General features: G+C 55.3%; 14 protein-coding genes. 2 read left to right on the top strand and 12 right to left on the bottom strand.

All coding sequences use genetic code 11. The features are described from left to right. Window positions 1–18 precede the first annotated feature (18 nt). From BK658_RS08695 to BK658_RS08635, 12 genes are all read right to left on the bottom strand, one after another. Complete coding sequence (locus BK658_RS08695; protein WP_259740070.1) at window positions 19–1,233, bottom strand: type II toxin-antitoxin system HipA family toxin; 1,215 nt, start codon at window positions 1,231–1,233, stop codon at window positions 19–21. Continuing rightward, complete coding sequence (locus tag BK658_RS08690; RefSeq protein ID WP_123581963.1) at window positions 1,233–1,538, bottom strand: helix-turn-helix transcriptional regulator; 306 nt, start codon at window positions 1,536–1,538, stop codon at window positions 1,233–1,235. The genes BK658_RS08695 and BK658_RS08690 overlap by 1 nt, the downstream gene beginning before the upstream one ends. A 335-nt stretch (window positions 1,539–1,873) precedes the next feature. Further along, a complete protein-coding gene (locus BK658_RS08685) occupies window positions 1,874–2,146 on the bottom strand; it encodes a hypothetical protein (protein ID WP_103317178.1) in 273 nt (90 codons plus the stop codon). A gap of 35 nt (window positions 2,147–2,181) precedes the next feature. Beyond that, window positions 2,182–2,508 carry a DUF6124 family protein gene (locus tag BK658_RS08680; RefSeq protein ID WP_123581962.1) on the bottom strand — a complete coding sequence of 109 codons (327 nt, stop codon included), beginning with the start codon at window positions 2,506–2,508 and terminating at the stop codon, window positions 2,182–2,184. A 575-nt stretch (window positions 2,509–3,083) separates the two neighbouring features. Further along, on the bottom strand, window positions 3,084–3,356 hold the full coding sequence (locus BK658_RS08670; RefSeq protein WP_259740069.1) for a hypothetical protein: 273 nt from the start codon (window positions 3,354–3,356) through the stop codon (window positions 3,084–3,086). Between the two features lie 175 nt (window positions 3,357–3,531). Then, window positions 3,532–3,960 (bottom strand): SMI1/KNR4 family protein, encoded by a 429-nt coding sequence (locus BK658_RS08665; protein WP_123581959.1) that lies wholly within the window; start codon window positions 3,958–3,960, stop codon window positions 3,532–3,534. Window positions 3,961–4,124: 164 nt separating this feature from the next. Then, complete coding sequence (locus BK658_RS08660; RefSeq protein ID WP_123581958.1) at window positions 4,125–4,595, bottom strand: hypothetical protein; 471 nt, start codon at window positions 4,593–4,595, stop codon at window positions 4,125–4,127. Beyond that, window positions 4,592–9,571: an RHS repeat-associated core domain-containing protein gene (locus BK658_RS08655; protein ID WP_123581957.1), complete on the bottom strand. Its 4,980-nt coding sequence runs from the start codon at window positions 9,569–9,571 to the stop codon at window positions 4,592–4,594. The genes BK658_RS08660 and BK658_RS08655 overlap by 4 nt, the downstream gene beginning before the upstream one ends. Beyond that, window positions 9,568–10,308 carry a DUF4123 domain-containing protein gene (locus tag BK658_RS08650; protein ID WP_123581956.1) on the bottom strand — a complete coding sequence of 247 codons (741 nt, stop codon included), beginning with the start codon at window positions 10,306–10,308 and terminating at the stop codon, window positions 9,568–9,570. The genes BK658_RS08655 and BK658_RS08650 overlap by 4 nt, the downstream gene beginning before the upstream one ends. Further along, window positions 10,298–12,340 (bottom strand): type VI secretion system Vgr family protein, encoded by a 2,043-nt coding sequence (locus BK658_RS08645; RefSeq protein WP_123581955.1) that lies wholly within the window; start codon window positions 12,338–12,340, stop codon window positions 10,298–10,300. The genes BK658_RS08650 and BK658_RS08645 overlap by 11 nt, the downstream gene beginning before the upstream one ends. 133 nt (window positions 12,341–12,473) lie before the next feature. After that, window positions 12,474–12,992, bottom strand: coding sequence for an Hcp family type VI secretion system effector (locus tag BK658_RS08640; RefSeq protein WP_123581954.1), 519 nt, complete (start codon window positions 12,990–12,992; stop codon window positions 12,474–12,476). 486 nt (window positions 12,993–13,478) lie between these two features. Further along, window positions 13,479–13,997 carry an Hcp family type VI secretion system effector gene (locus BK658_RS08635; RefSeq protein ID WP_123581953.1) on the bottom strand — a complete coding sequence of 173 codons (519 nt, stop codon included), beginning with the start codon at window positions 13,995–13,997 and terminating at the stop codon, window positions 13,479–13,481. A 502-nt stretch (window positions 13,998–14,499) separates the two neighbouring features. Between BK658_RS08635 and BK658_RS08630 the strand changes: the two genes are divergently transcribed. Together BK658_RS08630 and BK658_RS08625 are read left to right on the top strand one after the other, a co-directional pair. Then, window positions 14,500–14,796, top strand: a complete 297-nt coding sequence (locus BK658_RS08630) for a type II toxin-antitoxin system HigB family toxin (RefSeq protein ID WP_123581952.1) — start codon at window positions 14,500–14,502, stop codon at window positions 14,794–14,796. Continuing rightward, window positions 14,793–15,194, top strand: a complete 402-nt coding sequence (locus BK658_RS08625; RefSeq protein ID WP_123581951.1) for a helix-turn-helix domain-containing protein — start codon at window positions 14,793–14,795, stop codon at window positions 15,192–15,194. The genes BK658_RS08630 and BK658_RS08625 overlap by 4 nt, the downstream gene beginning before the upstream one ends. Window positions 15,195–15,199 lie beyond the last annotated feature (5 nt).

Below are 15,199 nucleotides of genomic sequence, written 5' to 3'. Positions count from 1 at the left end.
CTCGATATCGCCCTGACGCTAAACCACTCTGGCACTACTGATGGCGCCAATAGCCGCTTCATAGTCCACGCCGTCAAGTTGAGCCATGTAGTGCTCACGCAACTCGGCTTCCCACCCCAATACCCGATCAAGAATGGTTTCGGCACCCTGTAGATCAAGTCCGAAATGTTCATGGTGGCTGAGGATGTTTTGCCGGCTGATTAGCGTCCCTTCGTTACCTAGTGCCATGGCCATCGTGGCGGGTGATTCGTGTGGCGATGGGACTACGTCGTACATCGGCGAAAGGCGCCAGGAACCGTCACGCCAGATAATGGCCAGGTTCTTGGCGTGTGCATCGTCATTGCCGACCAGAACGTGAAAGCACATTTGAACGTAGAACTGTTCCAGATCCCCCAAAGGGACGCCACGCCTGCGCATTTCATCGGCTACACCGGCATAGCGCCAGCGGCTGTGATCAGTCGAAGACCAGTCAGCGTCCAGCAACGTTAGCGCACTGAGCATGGGAACCCTGCGCATGCGGCCGTCGACTTCAACCCGGTCAAAACGATCCACCAACAACGTAGAGCGTTTATCTGTGATCAGCCGCGTTCTTGCGGTGTGGATACCTTTTGACGCCGCAAACGTCATACACGCGTGTTCGATCGCCGGGATGTCGACGGTATCGAAGCGATCCCGAGCCTTGGCCAGGACCAATGTATTGCCATCGCGCAGTGTGCGTTTGGGTCGGGCGCCACCAAGGGAAGAACGCTGACGGACCAACAGGATTTTCTGCCGGTCAGGGTCGATAAGCTGATGGCTTTGAATGATATCGGCGGTATCGATGAAGTCCCCGAGCCCTTGCAGTGACGGGATCGATTCACCTCCAATACCCGGTGGAGCCTTTCGTGCAGTTCCGGCCATCAGGTTGCCGGAACGGTCGTTGTTAGGCGATCTGATCAGCATCTCGATAGGCGTCATCGCTTGACCATGCAGAGACTTGAGCAACTGTTCGCCCCATGAATCGGGCATGCAATCGCGTATGAACCCCGGAATGCCATTGTTGGTCGTTACCCGAAACACCTGATCGCTCGGCGGATAACGAATCGGATCTGGCACCCAATCGTTTTGCGCAAGGTAGGCAGGGGAGTACACGAACTCGCCGCTGCCGCTACGGCCCATGCTCAACCGTCCCAAGGTAACCGTCTCGGCGGTGAGTGGATGCTCCATGTAGATGTATGCCGCAGGGATGTTCATCAGAAGCTCTCTTCGGTCACGCGCTTGATGCGCACTCGCTGGCTCTTCAGCTCAGGGGCTTTTTTGCTGATTGGCTCGTCATTGAATACTTCTGAAAGCAGGCCCAGATGCCATAACACCAACATGAAGGTGCGCAGTTCAACGACGGGGTCGCCAGCCTCGATTTTGCCCAGCGTGCCTGCGGCTACGCCCACCAGTTTGGCGAGGTCTTTCTGCCTCAGGCCGCGTTCCTGACGTCGTTTTTTGGCCAGGAGGCCTATTTTTATAAGGCTTTCAGCGCAGTCGAGTGGAAAAAAAGTGCTCATTAGGCTTTGCCAAAGTGATCTTTAAGTAGATTAAGCAACAGTATAGAAGGTCATAATGATGCGCAAGGAAGGATAGGGCTGCTCAGATCAGTGCGTCGTCGCTTGTAGTGGGACAAAGTCCAGCACCCATGGGAGAGAAGAGCCCCTTTCGGGGTTTTTTGCTTGTTGTTAAGAGCCACTATATAGAGTCTTAAGTCTGATAAGAATCAATATGGTAATCCTTATTTTTTAAGTCTTACGCTGTGAGTGCCGCCAGTGACGCCTCGTGGATGCCTGTGATGCGCTTATCTTTGATGGCCACAAAAAATGGGCGACCCGAAGGTCGCCCATTGTCATTACGCCGAAACTTGCGCTCGCAAGCGTCGCCCGATGACGTCCAGCATGTCGCAGCCGTCGCGCAGCGAAATGACCAGCGCTTGCGCAACTTCGTGCAGGACGCTGGCATCACCCTGGATGTCGTCGCGCAGGGCGAAGGTTTCCAGCAGTTGGGTGGCGCTGCGGATGCGGAAGGCCGCTGTTTCGTGCAGCACGTCGAGCGGGGCTTCGGTGTCGATCAGCAGGGAAGGGACGTTGCAGTCCAGGCCGGTGATGGGCATGTATCGAGACATGGGGAACACTCCATTCGATAAAACAACGCGGCCCGTCAATGGACGGCAGAAGGATTGAGCCTGTTGCCCGCCGAGTCGGGCAGGTCGAGGTTCTCCAGTGCTCTGTTCACCAGCAGCTCGCCCAACACGATCATCTGCTGAATGCCCAGCGCCACGTTGCGGTGTGCGCCTTCGAGTTCAAAGGCCAGGTCGGTGGTCATCGCGTTGAGTGAGGCCAGGGTTTCGCTGGCGTGGATTAACAGGGTTTCAGTGTCGATGTTGGGGGTAACGGTGAAGATGGGGCTGGGACGTTGGGTTGGGTTTTGGGTATCGAGGGGATCGGTGGCGGTGAGGCTGAGTGGTTTGAGGGTGATCTTTTTCATGGTGAAGCTCCCTGAGTTATGGAGCCGCATAGCGGCATTTGCATGCCTTGATACTGTTCAGTCTGTCAAAACTGGCCGCTGGTTTTGTGGCGACTTGTGAAGACTATCTGCGTGGTCTATTTGGGACAAGTTCACCTAAGGCGCTACAGCATGCGGGAAATTTCCTAGGACTTGGATTGGGACGGTTTATGCAATGGCTGACAGCCATATTCCGCATTGATCAATTTTGTCATCGTCAGTCATGGCATGAGAGATTTTCTTATCAAGCTCTTCGAGTTTGTCTGGTGCTCTTTCGCAATAAATGATTAACCAGTTATCTCGTCCTTCGTGTTCAATTATGTAGCTATTTTCATTTTTTCTGACAGTGATTGACCAGGAAGAAAAGAAATTTTGATGGTCGGTAAATAACGCTATGGTAAACCCATAGCTTTTGACTGTCTCATATAACTTGTCTCGTATCATCGGTGCGAAACTCTAGCCTTTGATGGATGCCATGTTTGTGGATAAGGGTAGTGGCTAAAATGGGTGCTGAATACCTAGGGAATAAAATCCTCTCCTTTCTTTTTCTGAGGTTTTTATTCGTATAGTCCTGCAGAGGAGTCTAAGGTGTTTATCATCTCGTCCTCTGATATAGCAAAGTCATGAATGTTGTCGGGGATTAGATTGCCCCAATCTTGCTTGCCTTCAATTTTGATAAATAAAAGAGGGGTATTCCGTTGTTTGAAAAAAAGGATGATATCCCGTATGTCTTTTTCGCGTTGTACGTGATCATTTTCGTAGAGCTCGCATGTGAAGAAAAAACCGCTTTCGCCCATGCGTAACTTTTTTTGCGATCCTGTCAGAGACATTTTAAATCTTTGGTGCAGAAACTTTGTGATTTCTAGATCGTCTGTTGGAACTGCTGGAGCAATACTTATTTTTGGCATGATCTAAGAGCTAAAAGGAGAACTAAAAGTTGGCGGTTTTGGGTCTTGATGTAGGAGCGACTAATGGGCGTCCCCTTTCTTTTCTAAACGCCGCTCTCTATTCACTCCATGAACCGACAAATTCATCAAAGTTGGAGGAAGCAAAGTAGGTTTTACCTGAATTCGGATCAAAAATCTCAACAGCAATAGACGGCTTGTTGAAAACTAGACAAATTAGGTAATCACCGGCGTCCCTTGCGATGGGGATCATTCCTTGGGGAAGTCCGGGAACTCCTCCTGCTCGTGAGTACCATGAGACGGTATACGGTTTAATATTAGGCGAGAAAGAAAAAAACTCGCTTATGCAAGTTTCTTCGTCGCCATATGAAAATGAAGAAATTTCTGGGGATGCCTCATCAGAATACTTGACCAGATCCAAATATGATTCTGGAAAAACTACACCAAGTAGTATTTGTACTTTGGTAATCGTATCGGCATCAACGGTGGAGTTCTGCTCAATGCCAAAAGAGCTCCAATCAAATTTCATATCAGGCTCCCATCATTATTTCTCTCCATGAGCAAAGCCTCCTTTGTTTCCTGGGCCGGCTAATGGGCGTTCCCTTTCTTTTTCATCAGATTTTGATAGTTTTCATAAGATGAAAAAGACGGACTTTCACTGAGTACCTAGAAAATAAATCCGCCCCTTTGTTTTCAAAGGCTCTCTATATTCGATGGGCCACCGTCATTGACGAGTTTGGTCATTCGACGGTTAAAGAGCTCTAGGTCCTGAGAGTTGTTCGCATTGGTTAATTCGTTGCGCAGAAATATAATCGCTCTTGATATTGTCTGTTTTTCTTTGTCTGTCATGTCACGAACGAGGTCAAAGTCATTCTCGGATAGAGCTGCGACTTTTTTTCGCATGTAATAATAGCAACCTATATTTTCTAGAAGGTCGCTGGCATCTTCTGTTGTTTCTTTTATGGTATTCAAGTATTTATTAAATGCGGACTTAAGTATGGTGGCGGGATTCTCTTGGTTTTTAAGAAAGCCGCATAGTCCCTGCCAGTTAATGATATGCAGCTGAGTGCCCCAGTCAGGGTCTCTCGTGAAATATTTTCCAGTTCCCCTGAAATATTCGGGGAATTCATCTTTGCTTAAGGCAGTTTCAAAGTTGCTGATCATTGAAGTTTTTCCCAATCTTCAAATTGGCTGAGGAGTTTGCTCATGTCAGAGCCATGTTCGATTTTTTCAGAGCCAATCAGTGCTGCTTCCTTTGTGCCACTTTTTGTCTCGCCTCCAGGTACCCACTCCTTATGATAAGCGCCTGCTTCATTACCGTTTGGTATTTCGTATTTGAATCTTGGATCATTTGGCTTGATTTTCACAAGATAAATTTTCGCGGACGAGAGGTCAGCTGAGCCAAGGTTTAGCTCTCTATTTAGCACTTCCCAGTCACCACCGCTCGCTTTGTACTTGGCAACTACCTTGTCCATCTCTGAAGGGAGTCCCACGAATTTTCTAGGGGGGAATGTAGGATACGATGAACGTTCAATCCACTCGTCGATCACGACAAATGAACCTCCCTGTTGTTTAAAAGCCCCCTCATGAAGGTCCACGTACTGCTCCGGCAAGTATTCGCGTGCACTACCCGGCCTATTACCTTTTTCAAGATTGATGACCTCATCGTACTTAGCCTGGGTCATGGGGATGCGGTCAGGTTTCGTCGCATTTGCTGAGTTAGTAGGTAGCTTGCAGTCGGGTCCCGGGCAGTTCGCATTCAACCCCAACGGATCCACCCACCCCGTAGGGTTAGGCACGTACTGGTAGTTGTTCAACCCCCCAGCCAGCTTGATCGGGTCCGGGGTCAAAAACCGTCCAGTGCCTGGATTGTAGTAGCGATGCCGGTTGTAGTGTAAGCCCGTCTCAGCATCGAAATACTGACCCTGAAAGCGCAGCGGGTTGTCGATTTCAGCCACATCCAGTGTGGCCAGGTTGCCGTAGGCGCGGTATTTCGCCGACCACATGATCTCGCCGCTGTAGTCGGTAAGCTCCTGCGGGGTGCCGAGGTGGTCGAGTTGGTAGTAGAACGGCTCGGCCTTGAGCGGGCCTTCGCCGTCGAGCATGGCCAAGGGGCGGAAGGTACCGGGTTCGTAAATGTAGCTGCGGTAGCGGTTGTTGGCGCTTTCGGCGATCAGCCGTTCGCCTTGCCAGAGGAACTCGGTGGTGTGGCCGTCGACAGTCTTGGCGATACGGCGGCCGAAGGCGTCGTATTGGTAAGTGGCGTTGCTGCCGCCGGGCAGGCTGACGCCGATCAGGCGGTGCTGGCAGTCGTAGCGGTATTCGGTGACGAGTTTTTGCCCGGTGCCGCGGCGTTCGCGGGTCAGGTTGCCGTAGGCGTCGTAGTCGTAATGGCGGTCGCCTTGCATTAGCAGGCGGTTGCCTTTGACGTTGGCCAGGTTGGCGGCGGGCTGGTCGCCCTGGCCCAGCAAGTTACCGGCCGGGTCGTGGGCGAAGGTTTCCGGGGTGCTGCCGCGCACGTTGATCAGGCGGTCGAGCGGGTCGTAGTGGTAGCTGCGATTTCCCTTGCGGCTGTCATCGATGCCGGCGAGGTTGCCGTTGGCGTCGTAGGCGTAGCGGCGCTGGAACAGGTTGCGTTCCTGCTGGCTGACGCTGTGGGCTTGCAGGCGACCTTGTTCGTCGTACAGGTATTGGCTGAGCAACAACCCTTGTTGGCGCTGCTGTTCGCGGCCGGCGCTGAACTGGTGAGTGGTCAGGCGCGCGCCGTTGAGGTCGATGCTGCTCAACTGACCGCCGCGTTGATGGCGGTAATCAAGCTTGCTGCCGTCCGGGAGGCGACAGTGTTTCAGTTGACCGACGGTGTCGTACTCGTAACGCAGGGTGCCCCAGCCTTGGTGTTCGGTGGTCAGGCGGTCTTGCAGGTCGTACTCGTAGGCCAGCGGCCAGTGACCGTCGTCAACGTTCACCAAGCGGCCAAGGGCATCGTAGCTGTAGTGAACTTCTTCGCCATCAGCCAGGGTTTTCACCAGCAGACGGCCAGCGGCGTCACGCTGGTACTCAGTGACCAACTCGCTGCCGTCGTCACCGAACTCGGTTTTCTTCAGCAGTTGGCCATTGAGGTCATATTCGTAAGCAGTGCGACGCCCGTCGAAGCCGGTTTCCTGCTGGATCAGGCCGTTCGGGTAGTAATCGAGGTGGTAGTGCTCGCCGCGTTCGTTTTCGATCTCGGTGAGCAGCAGGCGCGAATTGTCATAGCGGTAGCGCAGTTGGCTGCCGTCGGGATTGATGCGGCGGCTGACCAGATGCAGGCCATCGGCGTATTCATAGCGGGTGACGCGGCCCAATTCATCGCGTTCGGCGGTGACCCGACCATAAGGGTTGTAGCTGAAAGCGCGGGTGGCGCCGCCGGGCAGGGTAATCTGCGCGAGGCGGTTGGCGTTGTCCCACTGGTACTGGGTGATGGCGCCGCTTTCTTCCTGGCGAGTGATCTGCCGGCCCAATGCGTCGTAGCGGTATTTGCGCTGGCCGCCGTCGGGCAGGCGTTCTTCGAGCAGTTGGCCGAGGTTGTTCCAGCCCAGTTGGTGGCGACTGCCGTCCGGGTGACGGATTTCCAGCAGGCGACCTTTTTGGTCGTAGCTATAGTGGGTGGAGTTGCCGTCTGGGTCGATTTGTTCGGTGATGTCGCCTTGGTCGTTGCGCCAGTATTTCCAGGTCGCCTGGCCCCGGTTCACCACGCGCACAAAACCGTTGTAGTACTCGTAAGTAGTCGGTGCGTCTTCCGGCGGGATTACCGCGACCAGTCGGCCAGCTTCGTTGTACTGGTATTCGGTCACTGCGCCGAGTGGATCTTTCTCTGCAATCAAACGACCTTTTTCGTCGTAGGCCTTAAGGTGTTCGGCGCCATCCGGGTCGACCTTGGCGACCAGTCGAGCCTGGTCGTCGTGGGTGTAAACCTCTTCGCTGCCGTCGGCGTTGGTAACCGTGACGCTGCCCTTGTCATCCCAGACGTAGTGCGCGTCCATTTGGGAGAAGCTTGCCCAGTGATGGATGCAGCGTGCCGACTTGCCTTCCTTTTCCCATTCCCAGTAGAAACTCGCGCCGCCGGCCAGTTGCCGCTCGAGGATCACGTTCTGATCGTTGTAGGCGTAGCGCTCGGCTTCACCGGCGGCGTTCTTCGCCTCGATCAGGCGCCACTGTGCGTCGTAGCCATAAGTCACCAGTGTCTGGACCGTGCTCCAGGCCTCTTCCAGATTGTCCGCCGGGCTGAACTGCTGATAGTCGACGGCGATGATGTGCTTGCGGTCGTAACGCAGCAGCAAGGCACGACCGGCGCCGTTATCGACTCGTTTGATCCGCCCGTGAATGTCGCGGGTGATGTGCAGGCGATTGCCGTAATCGTCGCTGATGGCGATCAGCGTCGCGCCCTTGTTGTTGTAGCGGAAGTGGTAGAACTGAGTGCTCTCTCCGGCTTGGGTCAGGATCAGTTCAGAGGGATCGTCACCGAGGAAAATCGCTGCTTCCGACAGACTGTTGGTGATCGCCGCACGTTGCACGCTCGGCAAAGGGAAAGTCGTGACGCGGTTTTCGTGGTCGGTCCAGACCACGTCGTCGCCCGCGATATCGACCCGTTGCGCCAGCGCATGGCTCCAGCCGTAACCGAGGCCGTAATCGATTTCTGCGGCGCTGGTGCGATAGAGGCGCGTCCAGTTGAACGGCAACAGTCCGTCGAGTTGGCCATCGGTCAGGGTCAGCAACTCTTCACCGGTGACCATCGATACCGGGCAGCCGTTGGTGCAGGTTTTCTTGGCGCACGTCGCGCTTTTCTCGTCGGGGTTTTTCGACTGGGCGGGGGCGTCGTCGACTTTTTCCTTTTTCTCCAGGATGGTTTTCTTTTCTGTTTTTTTCCGGGCAAAGGCGGAGGCGTTTTTCTCCAACTGCGTAGGGGTATCGGTGGTCTTCGGCACTGGGCCTTTAGCGGTTTTCGCAGTCGCTTCTTCGATTTTCAACGCGGCGGTTTTGGACGCGCTCATCGGCACGCTCTTCGCGCTTGCAACGAGCGGTTTCACCGTCTCGCCATGCGCTTTGAGCGCATGGCCTTTACTGACGGTCAGCAATTTTTCGGCGAGTTCCTCCAGCAATTTGACCGCTGTGCCGGATTTGACCTTGGCCAGGGTTTGTGTGCCAACGCGTACTGCCAGGCCAACACCACCGGAAAGGCATATGCCCAGTACAACGTTGATCAAAAAGGAGCTGCTGATCGCGGTGATCACTTCGACACAGACCTGTGGCGATAGCATGCCGACCCAAGCGATGATCGCCGACACATAGATGAACATCAGGGGTTCATCGCTGAGAATCAGCAGGCCGGTGGCAATGGCTTCCTTGGAGGCGGCGTAGAGTTTGTCCAACTCCTCCTTAGTCAGGTACTGGGCGAGTTTTTTCGCGGACTTGATCGGGTCGGCCAGCAGTTCGAACAGGCTTTTGACGTCATCCCAGAGGCCCAGCAGTGCTTTTTCCAGGCTGTCGAGCGCTGACTTTACAAGAATTGCAGATCGGCCCATTCGGTCAGCTGCCGAATAGCTGGCCCATTGCGGCTGGAACTTGCCCGACCATTCACTTTTAAGCCAGCCATCGAGGTTGCCGATGACGCCCTGGTAGGAGGCATACAGTGCCTTGACGTTGCTTTCAGAGACGTTCGGGAAAAAAGTGATGCGGTACAGCTGACCCCGTTTGCAGCCCTTGATGACTTCAATACCACTGGCGCCGATCGTTGCGGTGACCACGGGACCGACCACGTCGTACCCGATCATCGCTTTCTTGACCGGTTCGAGTTTGACCGGGGTGTTGCCAATGGGCACGAACCGCGCAGCCTCAAACATATGGATCAGCGTGAAATCACCCAGCAAAGGACAGGTGGCGAATGTTTCAACCGCTCCGGTCTTGGTTTTTCGCTCACTGACGCTGACTTCGTTGCCCACCTTGAACGTCTGGTTTACATCCAATGCCCAGCCGGTCCAGAAACTGTCGGCCCAGGCTTTGTAGTCGCTGAGGCAGTTATTGAAATCCTTGAGAATGACACTCACGTCAGGAGTCTTGGCGTCCAGAACCTGAAGGACCAATTTACCGATGGGATCAATCATGACGTGACTTCCTTTGTCAGCTGAGCCGCAAGACGCTCGGCCATATCTTCTGTATTGGGTTGTTGGCGGACGAAGCGTTCGACCTTGTGGCGCAAGTTGCTTTCAGGGAAGGCGAAGTACAGTTCCGGGCAGTCCTCTCCCAACCACTGCATCAGGTTGTCGACGACGGTGGTGTGGTCTTTTTCCGCCAGTGCGTCGAGCAGCTTCTGCGGCACTTCCCACCACGGCCACACCTTGGCCGGCGGCACGCCTCGTACACCGACTTCCAGGCTTTGGCCATTGATCAGATAACGATCAAACACCGGCAGAATTTCACCGGCCCCAGCGCCGAGACCTTCAAGGATCGGGTAGATATGCCGCCCATCCCAAAACCGAAAAAACACTTCAGTCCCGTCCGGCATACGCACCTGGGTCAGACTGCGCAAGTGTTCGAACACCACATTCGGCGCACTGCTGGAAACCGCCAGCCAGCCCCAGTCTTCGGCGTCGGTTTCGGCAATCCATTCAAGGAATGCCGAACCGGGTTTCAGCTCGGCGAGGTAGGGCATCACCGGCTGCCAGTCGGCATAGGGCGTACCGCCCCAGATCGGGATCAGTTCGGTGGTCGCTTCTTGCTGGTAAAACGCGTTGAGCGGGGCCGCATCGCTGGCGTTGCTGATGATCAGGTACAAGCGCTCACCAGTTTGCAGCGGGCGATTGGCGAGCCAGTTACGGGGAGTCAGGCGATCAGATGGCACAGGCACCTGCCTTGCACTTTTCGCACTCTTCACAGAACGGCGCGTTGCGCTTGAGGGTGTTGATCTGCGCCGGGGTCAGCACGGCGCCGGCCTTGTCGGCGTCGGCCTGCTTGAGGACACCGGGCATCAACGGCGCCGCGCCGGTGCCGCTGCCCGGGCTGCCGCCGGAGTTCATGTTGATCGCCGGGCCGCTGAGGGTTACACCGCCGGCGTCGATCTTGATGAAGCTGCCGCCGCCCTTGAGGGTCAGTTCGCTGCCGGCTTCGAGCACCACTTTCAGGCCGCTGCTCAGGTGGATTTCCTGGCCTGCTTCGATGAACTGGCCGGTGCCGATTTTGATGTGCTGGTTCACGCCGACGGTCAGGTGGTCGTTGGCGCGGGTTTCGACTTTGCGGTCGGCGTAGACGGTGTGGTGTTCTTCGGCCTTGAACTCGCTGTAGCTGTTGGCCTCGACGGTGTCGTGGCGTTCGTTGCCGACGCGGATCTTCTGGTCGTGCTCGATGTTTTCATCCCAGTCGCGCTGGGCGTGCAGGAAGATCTGTTCCTGGCCTTTCTTGTCTTCGATGCGCAGTTCGTTGTAGCCACCGCCACCGGGCGAGCTGAGGCTCTTGAAGGTGCTGCGGGTCTTGTTCGCCGGCAGGTCGTAGGGGACGACGTTTTCCTTGTGGTACAGGCAGCCGCTGATCAGCGGCTGGTCGGGGTCGCCTTCGAGGAAGGTCACCAGCACTTCCATGCCGATGCGCGGGATGGCGATGCCGCCGTAGTGGGCGCCGGCCCAGGCGGACGAGACGCGCAGCCAGCAGCTGGTCTTGTCATCGGCCGCACCGATGCGGTCCCAGTGAAATTGTACCTTCACCCGACCGTACTGGTCGCAGTGGATTTCTTCACCTTTCGGGCCGGTGACCACCGCGCTCTGGCTACCGAGGATGCGCGGCTTCGGGTGCATCAGTGGCGGGCGGTTCGGCACGTCCCACGGCGTGGCCTGAAAGCGGTTGCGGTAACCCTGGTGGAAGTCGTCCTTGAGGTCGGTGGTGTCGCTGGTCACCGACTCTTCGAGCACCTGCGGCTGCTTGCCTTCGTGAAGGATTTCAGTGAGCAGCCAGAGGTCGTTCCACTTGGCTTTGGGGTGTTGGCTGAGTGCCAGGAAATGCCCGCTGACCAGCAGCGGCTGATCGCTTTTGCCTTCGGCCAGTTGGTAGTCGCTACGGTGGCGTTCAAGGGAGCGCTTGGCCAGGTGCTTGCCGCGTTCGCGGTCGATGAAGCGGCCTGGGTAGTCGTAGTCTTCGAGGTCCGGTTTGGTGTCGCCACGGGACTCGCTTTCGAGGGTGATGCGCGGTTTTTCGAAGTCGTAGTCGCGGCGTGTGGTGCGGCTGGTGCGGGTTTCCAGGCGCAGGTCGAAGCGCTTGATCACCGGGTCGTTGGCGACCATGCCGGAGTCTTGCTGGTAGGCCACCGGCGCGAGTTTCGGGAACACCGTCTGGTCATCGCCGAACACCAGCTTGTGAGCGGTGGCGCTGTGCTGGAAGTGGTAGTGGATACCTTCTTCCTCGCACAGGCGCTGGATGAAATGCAGGTCCGATTCATCGTACTGAACGCAATACACGCGCTCGGGATAAATCGACCCGACTTTGAATTCGTAGGCGTTGCTCTGGATGCCGTGCTCTTCGAGGACCTGGCCGATGATTTTCGGCACGCTGAGGTTCTGGAAGATGCGTTGGTTGATGCGGTGCGCCAGGTAAGACAACTGCGGGCGCAGGGTCACCGAGTAGCGGGTCAGGCGTTTACCGGCATCGCCTTGTGCGACGCGATAGATCTGCCCGTGAATGCCGGTGCCGTTTTGCGCGAGCTGCAAAAACGCCGGTTTGTGCAGCAGGCTTTCGAGGTCCAGGGACGGGTTTTCGCTGACCAGTTCGACGTCGAACTGAAACGGCTGACTGATGGCTTCTCTGCCGGTGAGGGCAAGTACCTGGAGATCGTTCGCCAGACCTTCTACGGTCAGGGCGAAGTGAGTCTGGTTGGCCGGCGCGAACATCCGTTGTTCCTCGTGCAGTGCTGCAGCATCCATCAAGCCCTGAGTGGGCGATCAACGAAGGCAAGAATTCTTGGGTGGCGCAAACAACATCGACCAGCAGCGCTGGCCGATGTTTTGAAACGGTCGGCCAGACTTAGCCAGCGACCGGGGAACGCCAGTCATCGGAACCCGAAGTACCGGATACTTCGTGGGTCCAGGTGATTTTGCGGTAGGTGAACTCTACGTCTTCCAGGTGAGTGAAGTGCGAGTTCGCCGGGTCTTGGCAGTTGTGCATGTAGTCTTTGATGTCGACGATGATCGCGTCTTCAAGCTTGGTGGTGAAGTAGTGCTCTTGGGTGCCGGCAGCCGAGGTGCGGTACCACTTGATTTCGATAGAAGTCAGACGCTCGCCGGAAGTCAGGGCAGCCAGCAGCAGTGGCGAGGACTTGTCGAACACCTTGGTGATTTTGACTGGCTTGTGAACGCGCTGGCCGGTTGGTTGGCCGGACTGCGGGTCACGCGGGATGATCACTTCGTGGTTGAAACCCTGAACCATGACCTGGTCTTCGTGACCTTCCTGGTAGGTGTTGCCAACCGAATCAGCGGTGAAGGCACCGGCAGTGATCAGGCCTTGTTTGGTGCCGGTGATGGACATATACGCTGGTGTAGCCATGGATGCTCTCCTTGCTAAATAAATGAGGGTGCCCGGGAGGCGAGATCGCCCGGTGGGTACTCCTTACACATCAAGCTTCGTGCCATGTAGTACATTTCGTATATAAATCAATAAGATATGCATTGTCAGCGTCGGTCTTGTCCTATTTGCCTGTAGGAAAAGTCGCTAATGTGCGCAAGAAGTTGCGCAGTGCTGCGCAACTTCTTGCGCACTTGGCTGCAGGCCTTGTGTGGCGCGGCCTGGAGCGGGATGGGTGGGTGTTTTTCAGAAGGTGAGTGCGCAACTTCTTGCGCACTTTGGGTTTTGGCTTCGCTCGTGGGGCAAGTTGAAACGTATCAAGTGGGACCGTGTGATGTTTTGTAGTTTTTATGAGATGTCGCCACTGATCCTGACAGCACTTCCAAGTGCTACTGATGCGAGCGTTTCCGGCTTGTATGAACTGTACTGGTCAGAAGGTTGTTCGATACAAGGACCTGTGCAATCTGACTAGCTGTAGATTGGAGCGCGCCAATCATCAGAGCCGGAAGTGCCCGCAATTTCGTGAGTCCAAATGATTTTGCGGTAGGTGAAGTACACGTCTTCCAAGTGAGTAAAGTGCGACATGTTCGGATCCTGGCAGTTTGGCATACGTGATTGGACCTCAACGATCAGCGCATCGATTAACTCAATGCTGAAATAGTGCTCCTGAGTTCCCGCACTGGATGTGCGATACCACTTCAAGTGGCAGTTATCCAGCCTTTCGCCGGACGTCAGTGCGGCAAATATCAACGGCGAAGACTTGTCAAATACTTTGGTGATCATCAAGGGGCGGTGCACGCGTTGACCGGTTGGTTGTCCAGACTGTGGGTCCCTGGGAATGATGACCTGATGCTGAAAAGCCTGAACCAGAATCTCGTTTTCGTGACCTTCCTGATAAATGTTGCCGACGGAGTCGGCAGTGAACGTTTGGTCGGTAATCGAGCCTTGTGTGACGCCCCTAATGGATAAATACGCGGGTGTTGGCATGTGTGTTTTCCTAGCCTGATAAACCAAAGGTGCCCGAGGGATGAAATTGCCCTGGGAGTACAGAGTGGTGATCAAGCTTCATGCCATTTAAAATTAATCTATAAAACTCAATAAGTTATGTTTTATTTGTAGCAAATATCGATGATTCGTCAAGAAACCTGCGCAACTTCTTGCGCACCACAGCGCAACAACTTGCGCAGTGCCTTGAAAGCCATACAGGCGAGGCCGCAAGCCTGATCCCAGCCGAGTTATCCACAGGCATGCTGCGCAAGTTCTTGCGCATCATGGCCATGTGACTGCTTGTCGTACGTGGCTTCAGAGCGGCCCTGGGCGACAGAGTGGAAAAGAATGCTCACATGTTCGCCAACGTCAAAGGGAGCCGCGTATCTAGGCTGATAGAACGCATCGAACTGTGCACCGCTGGTCTGCCAGCGCGTATAGCAAGTTGCGATATACAGACTCCAGGTTTAACCTCCATAGCAAGATGCGATAAGGATGTTGCATGCGTGTGATCACCGAAAAACGAATATGGGAGGCCAAGGAGCAATGGCCACATTCAGCCAATGCGCTGGATCAATGGTATCGACAGGTCAAGAGGAATAGCCCGGGCGACTTTGCGGCAATGAAGGCGATGTTTCCCGCAACCGATAAGGTGGAGGCATTCCATGTATTCGATATTGGCGGGAACAAGCTGCGCCTGATCGCCGTTGTGCATTACGCGGCGCAACGGCTGTATATCAAGCAGGTGCTGGACCATCGTGAATATGACAAGGGTAAATGGAAGGAGGAGCGTCGATGAGCGTTCTGATCAAACAAGCCGCTGAGCACTGGCACTTTGTGTCGCCGTTGCTGCGCAAACCGAAAAACGAGGCTGATTACGATGTGCTCGTCAAGGCGCTCGATGAGTTGCTGGACCTGATCGGTGAAGATGAATCCAGCCCGTTGATGAGTCTGGTGGACATCATCAGTGACTGGATCGAGGCCTACGACCAGCAACACCGGCCAATGCCTGTGGCCAGTGGTGTTGATGTGCTGCGTTACCTGATGCGCGAACACGGCTTGAGTCAGAGCGACCTGCCGGGTGTGGGCGCGCAATCGGTGGTATCGGAAATCCTGAGCGGCAAGCGCCAGCTCAACCTGCGGCAAGTCCGCTGGTTGGCCGAGCGCTTCGGTGTGTCGGTGGAAACCTTTATCTGACCGCC

Origin of the sequence: Pseudomonas brassicacearum (assembly GCF_003732175.1) — a bacterium.
GTDB classification, from domain to species: Bacteria; Pseudomonadota; Gammaproteobacteria; order Pseudomonadales; family Pseudomonadaceae; genus Aquipseudomonas; species Aquipseudomonas brassicacearum_G.
This window is presented reverse-complemented; position numbering and strand designations above follow the sequence as displayed.

Coding starts and splice junctions, on each gene's coding strand:
- BK658_RS08695 (WP_259740070.1), bottom strand. CDS start 1,233: ATGAACATCCCTGCGGCATACATCTACATGGAGCATCCACTCACCGCC.
- BK658_RS08690 (WP_123581963.1), bottom strand. CDS start 1,538: ATGAGCACTTTTTTTCCACTCGACTGCGCTGAAAGCCTTATAAAAATA.
- BK658_RS08685 (WP_103317178.1), bottom strand. CDS start 2,146: ATGTCTCGATACATGCCCATCACCGGCCTGGACTGCAACGTCCCTTCC.
- BK658_RS08680 (WP_123581962.1), bottom strand. CDS start 2,508: ATGAAAAAGATCACCCTCAAACCACTCAGCCTCACCGCCACCGATCCC.
- BK658_RS08670 (WP_259740069.1), bottom strand. CDS start 3,356: ATGTCTCTGACAGGATCGCAAAAAAAGTTACGCATGGGCGAAAGCGGT.
- BK658_RS08665 (WP_123581959.1), bottom strand. CDS start 3,960: ATGAAATTTGATTGGAGCTCTTTTGGCATTGAGCAGAACTCCACCGTT.
- BK658_RS08660 (WP_123581958.1), bottom strand. CDS start 4,595: ATGATCAGCAACTTTGAAACTGCCTTAAGCAAAGATGAATTCCCCGAA.
- BK658_RS08655 (WP_123581957.1), bottom strand. CDS start 9,571: ATGATTGATCCCATCGGTAAATTGGTCCTTCAGGTTCTGGACGCCAAG.
- BK658_RS08645 (WP_123581955.1), bottom strand. CDS start 12,340: ATGTTCGCGCCGGCCAACCAGACTCACTTCGCCCTGACCGTAGAAGGT.
- BK658_RS08640 (WP_123581954.1), bottom strand. CDS start 12,992: ATGGCTACACCAGCGTATATGTCCATCACCGGCACCAAACAAGGCCTG.
- BK658_RS08635 (WP_123581953.1), bottom strand. CDS start 13,997: ATGCCAACACCCGCGTATTTATCCATTAGGGGCGTCACACAAGGCTCG.
- BK658_RS08630 (WP_123581952.1), top strand. CDS start 14,500: ATGCGTGTGATCACCGAAAAACGAATATGGGAGGCCAAGGAGCAATGG.
- BK658_RS08625 (WP_123581951.1), top strand. CDS start 14,793: ATGAGCGTTCTGATCAAACAAGCCGCTGAGCACTGGCACTTTGTGTCG.